Source organism: Haladaptatus sp. QDMS2, from assembly GCF_029338295.1.
Lineage (GTDB): Archaea > Halobacteriota > Halobacteria > Halobacteriales > Halococcaceae > QDMS2.
Genome location: NZ_CP119791.1, coordinates 2,623,734 through 2,638,704, shown reverse-complemented (window position 1 = coordinate 2,638,704; position 14,971 = coordinate 2,623,734). Strand labels below are relative to the sequence as shown.

At 64.7% G+C, this 14,971-nt stretch carries 17 protein-coding genes; 8 read left to right on the top strand and 9 right to left on the bottom strand.

The annotated features are described in order from the left end of the window. Positions 1-19: 19 nt before the first annotated feature. Entirely contained in the window at positions 20-787 is a 768-nt protein-coding gene (locus P1M51_RS14365; protein ID WP_276274650.1) for an alpha/beta fold hydrolase, read from the bottom strand. Between the two features lie 54 nt (positions 788-841). Beyond that, positions 842-3,628: an alanine--tRNA ligase gene (alaS, locus tag P1M51_RS14360; protein WP_276274649.1), complete on the bottom strand. Its 2,787-nt coding sequence runs from the start codon at positions 3,626-3,628 to the stop codon at positions 842-844. 366 nt (positions 3,629-3,994) lie between these two features. On the opposite strand from alaS, the gene P1M51_RS14355 reads away from it, so the two are divergent. Beyond that, positions 3,995-4,501 (top strand): TspO/MBR family protein, encoded by a 507-nt coding sequence (locus P1M51_RS14355; protein WP_276274648.1) that lies wholly within the window; start codon positions 3,995-3,997, stop codon positions 4,499-4,501. Here the strand turns inward: P1M51_RS14355 and P1M51_RS14350 are convergent. Further along, entirely contained in the window at positions 4,498-5,475 is a 978-nt protein-coding gene (locus P1M51_RS14350; RefSeq protein ID WP_276274647.1) for a replication factor C small subunit, read from the bottom strand. The two genes, P1M51_RS14355 and P1M51_RS14350, sit on opposite strands and share 4 nt — an antisense overlap. A gap of 115 nt (positions 5,476-5,590) precedes the next feature. Between P1M51_RS14350 and P1M51_RS14345 the strand changes: the two genes are divergently transcribed. The 4 genes from P1M51_RS14345 to P1M51_RS14330 are packed head-to-tail and all read left to right on the top strand — an operon-like array spanning position 5,591 to position 7,528. After that, positions 5,591-6,700, top strand: coding sequence for a polymer-forming cytoskeletal protein (locus P1M51_RS14345; protein ID WP_276274646.1), 1,110 nt, complete (start codon positions 5,591-5,593; stop codon positions 6,698-6,700). A gap of 39 nt (positions 6,701-6,739) precedes the next feature. Further along, positions 6,740-6,937 (top strand): ubiquitin-like small modifier protein 2, encoded by a 198-nt coding sequence (locus tag P1M51_RS14340; protein ID WP_276245850.1) that lies wholly within the window; start codon positions 6,740-6,742, stop codon positions 6,935-6,937. Further along, a complete protein-coding gene (locus tag P1M51_RS14335; RefSeq protein WP_276274645.1) occupies positions 6,937-7,326 on the top strand; it encodes a GNAT family N-acetyltransferase in 390 nt (129 codons plus the stop codon). Before P1M51_RS14340 ends, P1M51_RS14335 begins: the two co-directional genes overlap by 1 nt. 25 nt (positions 7,327-7,351) lie before the next feature. After that, positions 7,352-7,528: a hypothetical protein gene (locus P1M51_RS14330; RefSeq protein ID WP_276274644.1), complete on the top strand. Its 177-nt coding sequence runs from the start codon at positions 7,352-7,354 to the stop codon at positions 7,526-7,528. Positions 7,529-7,540: 12 nt separating this feature from the next. Here the strand turns inward: P1M51_RS14330 and P1M51_RS14325 are convergent, their stop codons facing one another. The 4 genes from P1M51_RS14325 to larB all read right to left on the bottom strand — a co-directional run bounded on the left by P1M51_RS14325 (position 7,541) and on the right by larB (position 10,594). Further along, complete coding sequence (locus P1M51_RS14325) at positions 7,541-7,729, bottom strand: hypothetical protein (protein WP_276274643.1); 189 nt, start codon at positions 7,727-7,729, stop codon at positions 7,541-7,543. 41 nt (positions 7,730-7,770) lie between these two features. After that, complete coding sequence (locus P1M51_RS14320) at positions 7,771-9,144, bottom strand: phosphoglucomutase/phosphomannomutase family protein (RefSeq protein WP_276274642.1); 1,374 nt, start codon at positions 9,142-9,144, stop codon at positions 7,771-7,773. 37 nt (positions 9,145-9,181) lie between these two features. Then, the gene (locus tag P1M51_RS14315) at positions 9,182-9,439 is read right to left on the bottom strand and encodes a GIY-YIG nuclease family protein (protein WP_276274641.1); all 258 of its coding nucleotides are present in this window, start codon (positions 9,437-9,439) and stop codon (positions 9,182-9,184) included. Between the two features lie 384 nt (positions 9,440-9,823). Beyond that, positions 9,824-10,594, bottom strand: coding sequence for a nickel pincer cofactor biosynthesis protein LarB (gene larB / locus P1M51_RS14310; protein ID WP_276274640.1), 771 nt, complete (start codon positions 10,592-10,594; stop codon positions 9,824-9,826). Between the two features lie 129 nt (positions 10,595-10,723). On the opposite strand from larB, the gene P1M51_RS14305 reads away from it, so the two are divergent. Then, complete coding sequence (locus tag P1M51_RS14305) at positions 10,724-10,891, top strand: DUF1931 family protein (RefSeq protein WP_276245843.1); 168 nt, start codon at positions 10,724-10,726, stop codon at positions 10,889-10,891. A 72-nt stretch (positions 10,892-10,963) separates the two neighbouring features. Here P1M51_RS14305 and rpiA read toward each other — a convergent pair whose 3' ends face one another. Continuing rightward, a complete protein-coding gene (gene rpiA, locus P1M51_RS14300; RefSeq protein WP_276274639.1) occupies positions 10,964-11,653 on the bottom strand; it encodes a ribose-5-phosphate isomerase RpiA in 690 nt (229 codons plus the stop codon). Positions 11,654-11,734: 81 nt separating this feature from the next. Here rpiA and glmM point away from each other — a divergent pair, with 81 nt between their 5' ends. Together glmM and P1M51_RS14290 are read left to right on the top strand one after the other, a co-directional pair. Continuing rightward, the gene (gene glmM, locus P1M51_RS14295) at positions 11,735-13,039 is read left to right on the top strand and encodes a phosphoglucosamine mutase (RefSeq protein ID WP_276274638.1); all 1,305 of its coding nucleotides are present in this window, start codon (positions 11,735-11,737) and stop codon (positions 13,037-13,039) included. A gap of 49 nt (positions 13,040-13,088) precedes the next feature. Then, on the top strand, positions 13,089-13,799 hold the full coding sequence (locus P1M51_RS14290) for an SDR family NAD(P)-dependent oxidoreductase (protein WP_276274637.1): 711 nt from the start codon (positions 13,089-13,091) through the stop codon (positions 13,797-13,799). On the opposite strand, the gene P1M51_RS14285 is transcribed toward P1M51_RS14290, so the two are convergent. Beyond that, positions 13,796-14,920, bottom strand: a complete 1,125-nt coding sequence (locus P1M51_RS14285; RefSeq protein ID WP_276245839.1) for an ORC1-type DNA replication protein — start codon at positions 14,918-14,920, stop codon at positions 13,796-13,798. The genes P1M51_RS14290 and P1M51_RS14285 overlap by 4 nt on opposite strands. Between the last annotated feature and the right edge of the window lie 51 nt (positions 14,921-14,971).

Below are 14,971 nucleotides of genomic sequence, written 5' to 3'. Positions count from 1 at the left end.
TCAGTGAAATAATGCTCCTTCAGGCGACTTCGAGGAAACCAATCAGTTCGTCGTTCAGGATACGTGATTGTTCAACGTGACAGAGGTGTCCGGCCCCATCGAGGTTGCAGTGGGTCGCGTTCGGCAGTCCGTCGGCGAGGTGTTCACCCCCCGCCGCCGGCCACACCTCGTCGGCCGTCCCGTGGGCCACGAGCGTCGGCAGCGAAATCTCGTACAGTGGGTCAGCGTCGAACCCCTCGACTGCGGCCTGATGGGCTGCCCAGCCAGCGAGTGACGCGTCGTCGCTCGCTCGCCACTGGACGATTTGGTCTACCACTTCATCGTACGCTCCGACGAAGTCGGCGGACAGCGCGTGGTCGAGCGAGGCGCGAATCGCCGCCTCGTCTGTCGGGTCTGCCGCGAGCGGCGACGTGTCGATGCCCGCCCCCCGTGCGGCGGTTCCGAGCAGCGTCAGGGTTCGCGCCCGTGCGTAGCGCCGAGCATAGTCGAGTGCGACCATTCCACCGAGGCCCGCGCCGACGAGGTGTGTCTTTCGCGCCCCGTGGGCCGACAGGACGGCTTCGAGGTCGTCGGCCAGCTGTTCGACTGAGTACGGGCCAGGTGGCTTCTCGGAGCGCCCGACGCCCCGGTGGTCGTAGACGAGCGTCTCGAACGGGCCGGTGAGCGCGGCGTGTTGCCAGCCCCACTGCCACGCGCCGTAGCCGGCGTCGCCGACGAACGTGACCGTCTCGCCGTCGCCCGCCGCCTGCGCGAACAGCGTCGTTCCGTCTGTCGTAGTGACGTCCATGGTCGTCACTCGGTGGGCGACTCAAAAGAGAATAGCGACCGCGGCCGGCCCGATTCAGGCGTTCAGGACCTTCTTCAGGACTTCGGGGGCCGCCTCGAGCGCGTCGTCCAGTTTCTCCGCATCCGGGCCGCCGCCCTGTGCGAAGTCAGCCGGGCCGCCACCGCCACCGCCGACGCGGCGGGCGAGTTCGCCCACGACTTCGCCGGCGTTCACGTCCACGTCGTCGGGGACGGCGACGACGAACTGCGCACCCGACGCGCCACTGCCGAGCACGGCGATTTTCCCGTCTTCGGCGAGCGCGTTGGCGGTCGCCCGAAGTTCGTCCATGTCCGCGTCGATGCGCTGGACGACCGCAATTGCACCATTTTCGAGTTCGACTTCTTCGCCGCCCGCGCCACCGCTCGCGCGAATTTCGGCGAGTTGTTCTTTTAAGTCCTCTATCTGCTTGCCACGGGCCTTCCACTCCTCGAAGAAGCGTTCTGCGGTCGTCGGAACCTCTTCTGGACTCACGTCGAGGATGTCCGCGGCCGCGTACAGCGAATCCTCGTTCTCCTGGGTGGCCTCAATGGCGGCGTCACCGGCCGCGAAGACGAGGCGTTCGACGCCGTCCTGGACTCGCTCGGTGGTGAGAATCTTGATTGCGCCGATGTCACCGGTTCGCGAGACGTGCGTGCCACCGCAGGCCTGCACGTCGTCTGCGACGTAGATGAGGCGGATGTTCTCGCCCGGCGGGATGCCGCCCTGATAGAGGTCGAAGCCGTGGCGACTCTCCGCCTCGTGGCGGTCCGGCCACTCCTGTTTGACCGGCGTGTTGTTCATCACGATTTCGTTGGCGAGGCGCTCTATCTCCTTCACCTGCTCGCGGGTGATGCGGTTGTAGTGGGTGACGTCGATGCGCGAGGAGGCGAGTCCCTTCTGGGCACCCGCCTGCCGGATGTGGTCGCCGAGCACTCTCCGGGCGGCGTGAATCACGACGTGTGTCGCGGTGTGGTGGCGCATCAGCCGGCGACGGCGCGTCGTGTCGACCTGCCCGCGGACGAACTCGCCCTTGCCGGGGTCGTCGTCGGTGCGGTGGAGGATGACGCCGTCGACGATTTGGACGTCGGTGACTTCGACGCTCACGTCGTCGGTCGAGAGCGACCCGCGGTCGGCCGGTTGACCGCCGCCTTCGGGGTAGAACATCGTCTGGTCGAGCACGACGTCGTAGCCCTCCTCGCGCTCGAACACGTCGATGACGACGGCTTCGAACTCGGTGCGCTCCTGGTCTTCGTAGTACAGGCGGTCGGTCTTCGGGAGTTCCGCGATGCGGTCGTCCGCAGACGTTTTCACTTGTTCTTCGTCCTCGAAGGCCTGCTCGCCGCCGTGGCGGGACGCGACGAGGCTGTAGAAGTCGTCGGGAACCTGCACGTCCGCGCCGACTTCGAGGGCGATTTCCTCGACCATGTCTGGTTGAATGCCGTGAGAGTCGTACAGCTCGATGAGTTCGCGGGTCGGAATCGACTCGCCGCTCGCTGCGTAGTCCTCTGCGAGCTGGCGGACGCGGCGACCACCGCGGTCGAGCGTCTCGCGGTACTTCTCGACTTCCGTCCGTACGATGTCGCGGATGGTGTCGCGGTTGTCGTAGCCGAGGCGCTCTGCCTGCATGTCCACGAGTTCGTCGAGTGGGGCGTCGATGCCGACGTTGTCCACGAGGCGTTTGGTGCGCCGAAGCACCATGCGCGTGAGGTAGCCAGTCGAGACGTTAGACGGCACGATGCCGTCGCCGAGCATGTACGCGAGCGTCCGGCAGTGGTCTGCGATGGCGTAGATGTCCTCCAGTGGCTCCATCAGGTCCGTCAGTTCCGTCGTGGAGACGCCGATGTGCTCTGCGATGTTGTCGCGGGCGGACTCCATGTCCTCCGCCTCGTCGATATCCATGTGGCCAGCGAGCTTCGCCGCCCGGTGGACGATGTCCTCTTCCTCCTCGGTGAGTTCGATGTTTGCGTTCTCTTTGAGGAAGGCAATCATGTCGGGGTAGACGGCTTCGTACACCGTCGGCGTGCCCTGACTGACCCACGTCCAGCGCTCCAAGCCGTAACCGGTGTCCACGATGTAGGTGTCCATCTCGGAGTACCGGTTACCGTCTTTCATCTCGTAGTCGCCCTCTGGGTCCTGCTCTAAGGACATGAAGACGAGCGTCGCGAGTTCGACGCCCATGAAGATGACTTCGAAGGCGGGGCCTGCGTTGCCGCCACCGACCCATGGGTCCTCGATGTAGGTCACTTCGACGGGGTCGACGCCCATCGACTCGAAGAACGCATCACAGTATTCAACGGTCTCGGATTTCCAGTAGACTTCGCCCTCGTAGGCGTACTTGTCGCCGACCTCCTCCTTGGCGTTGAAGGCGTGGTGGGCCATCATCTCGAAGGCCATCGTGTGGCGGCCGGTCTTGCCCACGTTGTCGATGTCCTGCATTCGGATGCACGGCTGACTAATCGTGAGCGGGTTCGCCGGCGGTGGTGCCTGTCCGCTCGTCACGAGTGGCTGGAAGTCGTAGATGGACGCCTGCGTCAATAGCACGTCGTCGCGCCAGCGGTTCGCGGCCACGGGGTAGGGGTCGATGCGCGTGTGGTCGTTTTCCTCGAAGAAAGAGAGGAACGCCTCACGCATCTCTTCGAGCGTGTATTCTGCGTCGAATCCCGGATTGTCGATAAAGCTGTACTCCGCACACGGCGGCTCACCACAGGTCTCGCGAGTCCCGTCTCGCGTCCAGAAGTGCGCCCCGCACTCAGAGCACTCCAGTCGGTGGAAGTCTTCCGTCTCGAAATACTCGAGACGATACTCCGCTTCGAGGTCGCTCATTCGTGTCCCCAATTGGCCTGTGTGCGCGTAAAACAGTTCCGCATACACGCTCGCTATCGGATAAATCGGCCCGCAGCGTGCTTCAGACGGCACAACCACAGTTACCCGTGGGTAACCAGCTTACCTTTTACTTACCTCGGGTATTTACGTAACTAATGGTTACCGTATAACCGGGAGTTACCCGCAGCCGTCCACCGTTATGCCTCATTTGTGCCGTGTTGGTCGCCGCGGGAGTTCCCTCCACCCCTCCAGGGTGGCAACCGTGTCAGCGGGTTATCCCCCCCCTCACCCGTTTTCTGCGGCGTGCGACTCCCCCCTCGCACGCCACCCTTCATTTTCACTACCAACGAGTGCGTACAGTATCCTATGGCAACCGACCTCGCCCGCTCCTCGCTCCCCAACCGCCGGCCAATCGCCACGCTCGCGGCGGCGATTCTCCTCTCGGAACTCGTCGGCGCGCTCGGGACGGTATTCACCGGCCCGCAAATCAACACGTGGTACACCACCCTCGCGAAACCCGCGTTCAACCCGCCGAACTGGGTGTTCGGCCCCGTCTGGACCACGCTGTTCGCCCTGATGGGGGCCGCCGCGTGGCTCGTCTGGCGGCGCGGATTCGACCAGACGGCCGTCCGAGTCGCCCTCTCGGCGTTCGCCCTCCAGTTCGCGCTCAACGTCGGCTGGTCTGCGGCCTTCTTCGGCCTCGAATCGCCACAGCTCGGCCTCGTCGTCATCATCGCCCTCTGGGTGGCCATCGTCGCCACCATCGCGCTGTTCGACCGGGTGGACCGGCGCGCGGCGCTGTTGCTCGTGCCGTATCTGGCCTGGGTGACGTTCGCCGCCGTGCTCAACTACCACATCTGGCGGCTCAACTAGTCGGGCAGTGCGAGGGAGGCGAGCAGCGCCTCTAACTGGACGCGCTCGTTCGCGCCGGCGGTAATCCGGTAGTCCGCTTCGCCGATGCGGTCCATGACGCGCACGGCTTCCTTGTCCGAAAGTCCGAACTCCCACACCGAGCGGTGGAGTTGGTTGATAATGTCGCCGCCGGCGAGGCCCTTCTCCGTGAGCAACTCGTCGAGCGTCGAGCGCGCGGCGGTGAAATCGCCGTCGAGCGCCTTCGTCACCATCTCCTTGATTTCCTCCGGGCGGGCCGTCGAGGTGATGGTGAAGACGGCCTCTTCGTTCACTTCCTCGCCCATGACGGCGGCGGCCTGGAGCGCGTTGATGGCCTTTCGCATGTCGCCGTCTGCGGCGTAGACGAGTGCCTCTATCCCCTCGTCGGTGACGGGAATGCCCTCGTTTTCTGCGATACGGCGAATCTGGTCTGCGACCGCCGCGTCGTCGAGGGGGGCGAAGCGGAACACCGCACACCGCGACTGGATGGGGTCGATGATGCGCGAGGAGTAGTTACACGAGAGGATGAAGCGGGTGTTGTTCGAGAACTGCTCCATCGTCCGGCGCAGCGCGGACTGGGCGTCTGAGGTCAGCGAGTCGGCCTCGTCTAAGAAGATGATGCGGTAGTCGTAGCCGCCGAAACTCGCCCGCGCGAAGTTCTTGATGCGGTCGCGCACCACGTCGATACCGCGCTCGTCTGAGGCGTTCAGTTCGAGGAAGTTCTCTCGCCAGTCGTCGCCGTAGAGTTCCCGGGCGATGGCCACCGCCGAGGTGGTCTTGCCGACGCCTGCTGGTCCCGAGAACAGGAGGTGTGGCAGGTCGTTTTTGGCGACGTAGCTTTTGAGGCGGCCCACGATGTTCTCGTGACCCACGACCTCGTCCAGTCGCTGTGGGCGATACTTTTCGATCCAGATCTCCTCGCGTCCGGCCCGCGAATTGGCATCCGCCTCGCTCATGGCCGAAGTGAGGGGCTATCGGTTTGTAAACGCTCCGAGACTCTCGCTCTGCTCACAGTGTGGTCAATTTCGCGCAATACCGACTTAAGCCCGTCCAGGACGTACGTCTAGCACTATGAGGGGACGGGGAATTATCCACAGACGTATCCTCGCAGCATTGCTCGTCGCCATCGTCGTTTTCGGGGCCATCCCCGGGGTCGTGGCGGCTGACACGCGAACTGGCGGCGATGTCCGAATCGCCGAAGGGGAGGTCATCAACGAGGACCTGGAGGTGTACGCCGGGAACGTCGTCATCGACGGCACGGTCAACGGGAACGTGAACGTCTTCGGCGGAAACGCGGTCGTGAACGGCCAAATCAACGGCGACCTCTCGCTGTTCACCGGGAGTAGCGTCATCAACGGCGAGGTCACCGGAACCACCGGGGCGTTCGGTGGCAGCGTCGTGGTCGGCCCGACCGCCGTCCTCGGCACGTTCGAATCCGGCAGCGGTTCGACCGTCGTCAACGGGCAGGTGACCGGCGACGCCCGCATCGACAGCGGCTCTATCGCGCTCGGCGAGACGGCCCAGGTCGGCGGCAACCTCGAATACGACGGCGAACTCGACGTCGCGGACGGCGCGGTGGTCGCGGGTACCGTGACCCAGAACCCGAACCTGCAACTCGGCGACGGCGGCACCGACGTTCCCGGCTTCGGCGTCCTGCCGGGTATCTTCGCCGTCTACGGCTTCCTCGTGAGTTTCGTCCTCGGTGCGATTCTCCTGCTCGCCTTCCCGGCGTTCTCGGGGCGCGTCTCCGCGGCCGCGACGACTGCACCACTCAGGTCAGGCGGCGTGGGTCTGCTCACACTCATCGGCGTGCCAATCCTGCTGTTGGTGTTGCTCATAACCATCGTCGGCATCCCGCTGTCCATTGCCGGCATCTTCCTGTTCGCGCTGGTCGTGTGGGTGGGGACCATCTACGGGCGCTACGCTATCGGGTCGTTCCTGCTCGATTACGCGGGTTACTCGAACCGCTTCGTCGCGCTGTTCCTCGGCCTGCTGGTCGTCGAACTCGCAACCCGCCTGCCGTTCGTCGGCGGCCTCATCGAGTTCCTCGTGCTCATCCTCGGGCTTGGTGCGCTCGCACTCACGGCCTACCGCACCTACCGCGGCGAGGCGAGCCCGCCAGAACCGCTCGTCGAAGGCGAGGCAGACGAGACGGGCGACACCTGGGTTCCGCCGACCTGACGCGACACGTTTAGGGCGCACCGTCGCTACCCCTGTGACATGCGCGTCACGGTCGAAGTCGTCGGTGAGGACACCCACGAGGTGGAACTCGAAGGCGGCACCTACGCCGACCTCGTGGAGGCGGTGGACCTGAACGTCCACGAAGTCTCCGTCCTCGTAGACGGGGCGCTCGTCCCCGAGGACCAACCGGTGGAAGCAGCGCACGTGAAAATTCTCCGACTCATCAAAGGCGGCTAATGCGCGTCCGCCCCGCCACCGACGCCGACCTCCCGACGGTGATGACCATTTTAGACGGTGCGATGCTCGAAGCGGACGCCGCCGCGATTCGCGAGAAATGTGACACCCGCGAGGCACTCGTGGCAGAATCGGAGGGGCGCATTCTCGGCGCGCTCGTCCGCACTGGCCAGCACATCGACGCCGTGGCCGTCCGTCGCGCTCGACGCGGGCAGGGAATCGGCCGGAAACTGGTGGACGCCGCTGGCGAGGACGTTTCGCGACTGACGGCCGAATTCGACGAGAAAAACCGCCCCTTCTACGAGAAACTGAGGTTTGAAATCGAGGAATTCGACGACGAGCGGTTGCGAGGCACTCGCGAATTGCCTCGCTCCGGGTGTCGAAAACGTTGATTACCTAACTTTTCGAAACGTGGGTATGGCGATTCCGTCTGAACTGCAATTGGCGATGACGATTTTGCTCGCCCTCGTGTTGTTGACCATCTGGGCGGCGTTTTTTTGGGGACTCGTCAAAGTTGGCACAGCCGACGGAGCGGCTGAGTGGCAAACGCCGCCGATAAACCGCGAGCAAGTCGAGCGCGAGAACGAGCAGTAGATTTGCCGACGACTAGTAGGCGGCCGGTTTCGCGACCACCCACGCGCCTGCACCCACCACCAGCGTGAACACGAGGGGGAGGGCCAGCATCGATGCGCTCACGCCGCCCATAGAGATGACGAACTCGGTTGCCAGAAGCCCCACCAGCAGACTGAGCAGAATGAGAATCGCGTTCAGATAGCGTCGTAATGCAGCGTCCATTAGCTAATTCTGGACAAACAGCCAACAAAAAGCTGCCGCGTTCAGACGAGCGGTTCGACCAGTTCGCGGCCCGCGTCCAGCAGTTCGCCCACGCGCTCGGTACTGCCTGCTTCGGCGTACACCCGCAGTTTCGGTTCGGTTCCAGACGGCCGGACGAGCAGCCACGACCCGTCTTCGAGGACGATTTTGAAGCCGTCCGTGGCGTTCACGTTCTTCACGCTCACGCCGGCCACCGTCTCGGGCAGGTCGCCGTCGAGTGCCGCGATGACCCGCGCTTTCTCCGAATCGGGGCAATCCAGACTACTCTTGCTCTGGTGAATCTCGCCGTGTTCTGCGAGCAGGTCCGTAACGCGCTGGTCGAGGGATTTTTCGGATTCGGCAACCGCCGCGAGCAGGGCCATCAGGACGCCGTCTTTCTCGGGGACGTGCCCGCGGATGGAGAACCCACCCGACTCCTCGCCACCCATCAGGGCGTCGTGGTCCTGCATCGCCTGCGCGACCCACTTGAACCCGACTGCCGTCTCCACGACCTCTTGGCCGTGCGCCTCGGCGATACGGTCGATGAGGTACGTCGTCGAAACCGTCCGGACGGCCGGCCCCGTGTCGGATTCGAGCAGGTAGTCGTAGATGGCGGCGAAGAAGTGGTTCGCGCTCAGGTAGCCGCGTTCTGGGGTCACCACGCCGATGCGGTCTGCGTCGCCGTCGTTCGCCACGCCGAGGTCGGCCTCACCGGATTCGACGTAATCTGCGAGCGCCTGCAGGTTCTCCGCGTTCGGTTCCGGCGGGGTTCCGCCGAAGGTCACGTCGCGCTCCTCGCGCAGGCGGATGACCTCCGCGCCCGCGGCTTCGAGCAGGGCGTCGGTGACGCCGCGTCCCGAACCGTGCATCGCGTCGTAGGCGACCGTCAGACCCGAGAGGTTGCCGTCCACGAGCGAGAGTGCCTGCTCGCGGTGGGAGCCGACGAAGTCCACTTCCTCGACCGTGCCGTGGTCGGCCTCGGGCAGCCCTTCGGGTTCGGCGAGGTGGCTCACGATTTCGTCCGTGACGTCGGGCAACGCGGGTGCGCCGTCGTCAGGGATGAATTTCACGCCGTTGTACTCGGGCGGGTTGTGGCTGGCGGTGACCATGAGCGCCCCCGCGAGGCCGCGCTCGACGATGTTCCACGCGACGACCGGCGTCGGGCAGTCCCGGGGTGGCATCACCACGTCGAAGCCGTTCGCCGTGAGTACGCCAGCGAGGGCGTCTGCGAACTCGCGGGAGGTCTCGCGGGCGTCGTAGCCGATGGCGAGCGGGCGCTGCTCGTCGGTCGTGGCGAGATAGGAGGCGACGGCCTGGCCGACCATGCGCACGCGCGGGGTGGTGAACACGTCGAGCGTCGCGCGCCACCCGTCGGTGCCAAACGAGATTTCGTCCATGTGCGACACTCCTTGCGGGGGGTGAAAAAGGTCGTTGCTACGGGCCTGCAGAAATTGCCGACTCGACCAGTCGCTCTTTGCGTGCTCTGGAAAACTGCTTGATTTCGTACTCGCGGCTCATCGCCCCCGACTTCGTCTCGAACGATTCGGTGTAGACGAGTTCGACCGGGGTTCGCCCGCGAGTGTACTTCGCGCCGGTTCCGGCGTTGTGTTCTTCGACGCGGCGCGCTACGTCGGTCGTGTAGCCCGTGTAGAGCGTCCCGTCGCCACACTCCAGCATGTAGACGAAGTGCATTCACGTGGACAGTCGCGGCGCTATCGTGTAGTCATTTCGGAGCCGAGAATGGGGGTAGAGAGGGAAAAGCGCCGAAGTTGGTTTCTTGGCGATACAGTTCCGCGTCCTTATCTGGCGAGTTGCCGATCCGCACGAGTCCTGGATGCCTCCGCAATTCCCGCATTCGCCGAACAGTTCGGACATGCGTTCACCAAACCATTCTCGTCCGCGAATACCCGCGCGAAGCGGTCGGACACGTGCGCGCCACAGTAATTGCACTCTGGCATATCTCACGTACCGGCAATTGTCTACCGGCACGACTCGTTCGTGTCGTACCTTGATATACTCTTGCACGATTCGTTATATATTCTTCAGATATTCGTGCAATATTCGCCTCGTTCAGGCCTACGCGGATTCGTTTCGCGCGGCGTGGAGGCGACGGGCTATCAGTCCGGCCTGCGCGCCCGCGACAAATCCCGCGTCCACGTTCACCGTCGTGAGCATGGTACACGACTGGAGCATCCCGAGGAGGGCGGCCTCGCCGTCGCCACCGCGACCGTATCCCGAGGCGATAGGGAGGGCGATGACGGGCACGTCCACGAGACCGGCGATGACCGTGGGGAGTGCCCCCTCTCGGCCCGCGGCGACGATGAGCACGTCCACCGCGCGCATGTTCGCGAGGTTGTCGAACAGCCGGTGAATCCCGGCGACGCCAACGTCGTCGATTCGCTTGACGGTCGCGCCCATCTCGCTCACGATGGCAGCCGCCTCGCCCGCCGGGCCGCCGTCTGCGGTGCCTGCTGTGACGATGCCCACCGTCGCGTCGAGGTCCCGGCGCTCGAACTCCGGGGCGTGCGCCCGAAGCACGCCTGAGCGTTCGTCGAACGAGAGACTCCCCTCGAATTCGGGGCGAAGGCGTTCTCGGACGGCGCTCGCGTCGGCCATCGAGAGGCGAGTCGCGATTGCCCGGCCCGTCGTTTCGAGCGACGTGGCAACCAGGCCACAGATTTCTTCGGTCGTCTTACCGGTCCCGTAGACGGCTTCCGGGACGCCGCTTCGCGTCTCGCGAGCGGCGTCGAACCGCCCGACGTCGTCGGTTGCGTACCCGGCCAGTTCCGCTTCTGCGGCCGCGACGCTCAGGTCGCCCGCCGCTACCGCTTCTAAGATGTCGCGCATATTCGCACGTTCACACTACGAGCGTACCTAGTTATCGACTCGAAACGGGGGTTTGTAGAGGGTAGGGGCCTTCTTACACCGAGTCTATTTGAGAAACCTTATAAACGGTGATGGGAAACAGACGTGCGTATGGCAGACCTGATCGTCAAAGCCGCCGTCAAGGAAGCACTCGATGACATGAACGTTGCGTCCGACTTCTACGACGCACTCGACGAGGAAGTCTCCGAGCTCCTCGAAGACGCCGCACGTCGCGCAAAAGAGAACGACCGAAAGACCGTTCAGCCGCGCGACCTTTAAATAGGATAGCACTCCCCCTGGGGGGACACCAACCATTCTTTCACACTTCTCGCCGAGAGCGACAGCTCCCGGTCAGAACTGGTGTTCTTCGACGCCGTCGTCGGTTCCGACGTACACCGTATCGACGAGGTTGATGAACAGGCCGTGTTCGACGACGCCCGGAATCGCCGCGAGGTCGAGCGCGAGCATGGCGGGGTCGCGAACTTCGTCAAAGTCACAGTCGAGGACGAGATTTCCGTTGTCCGTGACGACCGGCCCGTCTTTGCGTTCGGCTTCCCGCAGGGTGGCTTCCCCACCGACTTTCGCCGCGATCTCCTCGGTGACGACCGTCCAGGCATCCGGCAGCACTTCCACCGGAACCGGGTGGTCGAGGACCTCAGCCTGCTTCGAGGGGTCTGCGACGACGACGAATCGCTCGGCGGCCGAATCGACGAGTTTCTCGCGGGTGTGGGCCGCGCCGCCGCCCTTTATCAGGTGACGGCCCGCGAACTGGTCTGTCCCGTCGATGGCGAGGTGGACCGTCTCGACTTCGTCGAGCGCGGTGAGTGGGATGCCCGCCTCGATGGCCAACTGGCGTGACTGAAACGAGGTCGGAATCCCGCAAATGTCGAGGCCAGAATCCACCGCCCGCCCGAGGGCGCGGATGGCGTGGGCGGTGGTCGAACCCGTCCCGAGGCCGACGACCATCCCGTCTGTGGCTTCTTCCGCGGCGCGTTCGCCCGCGCGTCGCTTTGCGTCGTCGCTTCCGCCGGTCGTTTTCATGTGGGCACCATAGACGTGGGGAGTGAAAAAGCGCGCCCTCCGGCCACGCACTTTTTATTGTCGTACTCCGTCGCCACTATCATGTTTGGAACGAGTGGTATTCGAGGCCCCGTCGGCGAGGTCGTGACCGCCGACCTCGCACTCGCCGTCGGGCGCGCCCTCGCCGCCGACGCAGCCCGAGTCGTCGTCGGCCGCGACCCCCGAGAAAGTGGCGAATTTTTGACTGATGCGCTGGTCGCCGGGCTCCGCGAGAGCGGCACGGACGTCGTCGACATCGGCCTCGCGGCCACGCCGACCGTCGCCCGCGCCGTCGCCGCAGAGGACGCAGCGGCGGGCGTTTCGATTACGGCGTCGCACAACCCCGCCCCCGACAACGGCATCAAACTCTGGAACCCCTCGGGCCAAGCGTTCGACGAGGCCCAGCGCGAAGCGGTCACCGAACGCATCCGCGAGGAGTACTTCGAACCGGTCGGCTGGGAAGGCCTCGGCACGCGCATCGAGCGCGACGGCGCAGAGCGCCACGTCCAGACGCTCGTCGACGCCGTGGACCTCGCCGAACCGCTCTCGGTCATCGTGGACGTTGGCAACGGTGCGGGCGGCGTCACCGCAGAAGCCCTCGCCCGCCTCGGCTGTGAGGTCGAGACGCTGAACGCACAGCCGGACGGCCGGTTCCCGGGTCGCCCGAGCGAACCGACCGCCGAAACCTGCGAGTCGCTCTGCCAGCTCGTTGGCGCGTCGGACGCCGACCTCGGTATCGCCCACGACGGTGACGCAGACCGCATGATGGCGGTCACCGGAGCGGGCGAGTTCATCTCCGGGGACATCCTCCTCGCGCTCTTCTCGCTCGACGCAGCGGGCGCGGGAGAACGCGTCGCCGCCCCAGTGGACACGAGTCTCGTCGTCGCGGACCTGCTCGCAGACCAGGGCGCGTCGCTCACCCGGACGAAAGTCGGCGACGTGTACGTCGCAGAACGTGCCACCGAACCGGACGTGGTGTTCGGCGGCGAGCCGTCCGGCGCGTGGATTTGGCCAGAAGAGACGCTCTGCCCGGACGGGCCGCTCGCCGCGGTTCGCCTCGTGGAACTCGCGAGCAAGCGCCCGCTCGCGGACCGCGTCGGCGACATCGAACCGTACCCAATTCGCCGGACGAGCCTCGAAGTCGAGAACAAGGACGAACTCATGGCCGCCATCGAAGCCCGCGTCCACAACGAGTTCGACGATGTTCAGACCTTAGACGGCGTGCGCGTGGACCTCGGCGATGCCTGGTTCCTACTTCGCGCTTCGGGCACGCAACCGCTCATCCGCGTGACCGCTGAGGCCCGCGACCCCGGACGCGCAGACGAAGTGTTCGAGCGGGCGACCGGAATCGTCGCAGACTCCCAATAACCCGACGCAGACCAACGGTTTTTCTCCTCGGAACTGCTCTTTGGTAGCAATGGGCAAGACCGTCGTCATCGCGGGTGTCGGCCCCGGACTCGGAGCCGCACTCGCGCGTCGATTCGCCGTCGAGGGTTGTGAACTCGCGCTGTTCGCCCGGTCGAGTGACTACATCGGAGAACTCGCCGCCGAACTCGAAGCGGGACCGGGGCGGGCCATCGCAATTCCCGTGGACGTCGCAGACCCGGCGGCCGTGACCGCCGCCTTCGAGGAGGTTCACGAGCGCCTCGGACCGGTCTCGGTGCTCGTCAACAATGCGAGCGATTCGGTCTGGAAGGGAGTGCACGACGTTACCCCCGCTGAGTTCGAAGCCGCCTGGCGGGTCGCCGCCGTCGGCGGCCTGCTCTGCTCGCAGGCGGTCATCCCCGACATGCTCGAAGCGGGCGAGGGAACCATCATCTTCACCGGAGCGACCTCCTCGATTCGGGGCAAGGAGGGGGCCATCGCGTTTTCAGCGGCCAAGTTCGCCGTCCGGGGCATGGCCGAGTCGATGGCCCGCGAACTCGGCCCGGTGGGGATTCACGTCGCCCACGTCGTCATCGACGGGCAGATTCGCGACCCCTCCGTTTCCGATGCAGACGTAGAGGGTGACCCGTACCAGTATCTCGAACCTGAATCCATCGCGAACTCCTACTGGCATCTGATTGAACAGGAAAAAGACTCGTGGACGCTCGAACTCGACGTCCGGCCACACGTCGAGCGATTTTAGAGGCGGTCGAGGACGGCTTGCGCGTCGTATTTCAATGTCAACTCGCGCGAGCGGCCGCGCCCCTCGACGTTCGTGTATCGCGCTTCGATGAGGCCGAGTTGGTCGAGTTTGTTGATGAGTTCCGAGTAGCGCGTGTAGCCGAGGTCCGTCTCTTCGTGGAACGCCTCGTAGACGGTGCCGGCTTGCTCACCTTCGTGTTCTGCGATGACCCTGATGAGGGCGCGTTCGGGTTCCGAGAGGCCCCGGAGACTCCGTGAGAGGTGGATGAACTTCGACTTGTCGTAGGCTTCCTCCACGTCTTTCCCGGTGACGACCCGACTGGCGCGCATCTCCGCGTTCAGGCCCGCTCTGCGGAGCAGGTCGATGCCAACGCGCAGGTCGCCCGTGTCGGCGGTGAGCGCGGCGACGCGGTCCAGTACGTCGCCCTCGATGACGCCTTCGTGGAAGCCGCGTTTTGCGCGGTCTGCGAGGATGTCGCGAATCGCAGATTCGTCGTACGCCGGGAAGAATACCTCTTCGGGGCGGAACACGCTCTGGACGCGGCTGTCGAGTTCTTCGATGACGTCTAAGCCGAGGTCAGAGGAGATTACCATGACGCCGATTTTCGCCCCGGCGTGGGCCTCGTGGGCGCGCAGCAGCGAGTAGAGCGTGTCGGAGGCCTCGGACTCGTAGAACAGGTAGTTCACGTCGTCCAGCGCGACCACGAGCACCTCGTCTTCGTCCACGAGGTGGTCTGTGACCTGTCCGAACAGTTTCTTGAACGAGATGCCACTGGAGGGCGGTTCGTACTCGAAGATACCCTGGAAGATGCGCGAGAACACCGAGTAGCGCGTCGAATCGACCTGGCAGTTTACGCGCACCGTCCGCACGTCCGTCTCGGCTTCGAGTTCGCCAAAGAGCGTCTGGACGGCAGTGGTTTTGCCGGTCCCGGGCGGTCCGCGAATCATCACGTTCAGCGGACGAGACCCACGCACCGCTGGCCGGAGCGCGTACTTCAGGCTCCGCATCTGCGTCTCGCGGTGGCGGAACACCTCGGGGACGTAGTCGATTTCGAACACGTGTTCGTCCCGGAACACCGATTCGTCCCACGAAAGCATCCCCCCGTCGGGGTCATCAGCCATCACTTTCACCGTGCCTGTGACGCTACTTAACTGTTCGCCAAATTGGGGTAT

Excerpts from the sequence above, each read along its gene's own strand:
- P1M51_RS14365 (WP_276274650.1), bottom strand. The coding sequence starts at position 787 with ATGGACGTCACTACGACAGACGGAACGACGCTGTTCGCGCAGGCGGCG.
- alaS (WP_276274649.1), bottom strand. The coding sequence starts at position 3,628 with ATGAGCGACCTCGAAGCGGAGTATCGTCTCGAGTATTTCGAGACGGAA.
- P1M51_RS14355 (WP_276274648.1), top strand. The coding sequence starts at position 3,995 with ATGGCAACCGACCTCGCCCGCTCCTCGCTCCCCAACCGCCGGCCAATC.
- P1M51_RS14350 (WP_276274647.1), bottom strand. The coding sequence starts at position 5,475 with ATGAGCGAGGCGGATGCCAATTCGCGGGCCGGACGCGAGGAGATCTGG.
- P1M51_RS14345 (WP_276274646.1), top strand. The coding sequence starts at position 5,591 with ATGAGGGGACGGGGAATTATCCACAGACGTATCCTCGCAGCATTGCTC.
- P1M51_RS14340 (WP_276245850.1), top strand. The coding sequence starts at position 6,740 with ATGCGCGTCACGGTCGAAGTCGTCGGTGAGGACACCCACGAGGTGGAA.
- P1M51_RS14335 (WP_276274645.1), top strand. The coding sequence starts at position 6,937 with ATGCGCGTCCGCCCCGCCACCGACGCCGACCTCCCGACGGTGATGACC.
- P1M51_RS14330 (WP_276274644.1), top strand. The coding sequence starts at position 7,352 with ATGGCGATTCCGTCTGAACTGCAATTGGCGATGACGATTTTGCTCGCC.
- P1M51_RS14325 (WP_276274643.1), bottom strand. The coding sequence starts at position 7,729 with ATGGACGCTGCATTACGACGCTATCTGAACGCGATTCTCATTCTGCTC.
- P1M51_RS14320 (WP_276274642.1), bottom strand. The coding sequence starts at position 9,144 with ATGGACGAAATCTCGTTTGGCACCGACGGGTGGCGCGCGACGCTCGAC.
- P1M51_RS14315 (WP_276274641.1), bottom strand. The coding sequence starts at position 9,439 with ATGCACTTCGTCTACATGCTGGAGTGTGGCGACGGGACGCTCTACACG.
- larB (WP_276274640.1), bottom strand. The coding sequence starts at position 10,594 with ATGCGCGACATCTTAGAAGCGGTAGCGGCGGGCGACCTGAGCGTCGCG.
- P1M51_RS14305 (WP_276245843.1), top strand. The coding sequence starts at position 10,724 with ATGGCAGACCTGATCGTCAAAGCCGCCGTCAAGGAAGCACTCGATGAC.
- rpiA (WP_276274639.1), bottom strand. The coding sequence starts at position 11,653 with ATGAAAACGACCGGCGGAAGCGACGACGCAAAGCGACGCGCGGGCGAA.
- glmM (WP_276274638.1), top strand. The coding sequence starts at position 11,735 with ATGTTTGGAACGAGTGGTATTCGAGGCCCCGTCGGCGAGGTCGTGACC.
- P1M51_RS14290 (WP_276274637.1), top strand. The coding sequence starts at position 13,089 with ATGGGCAAGACCGTCGTCATCGCGGGTGTCGGCCCCGGACTCGGAGCC.
- P1M51_RS14285 (WP_276245839.1), bottom strand. The coding sequence starts at position 14,920 with ATGGCTGATGACCCCGACGGGGGGATGCTTTCGTGGGACGAATCGGTG.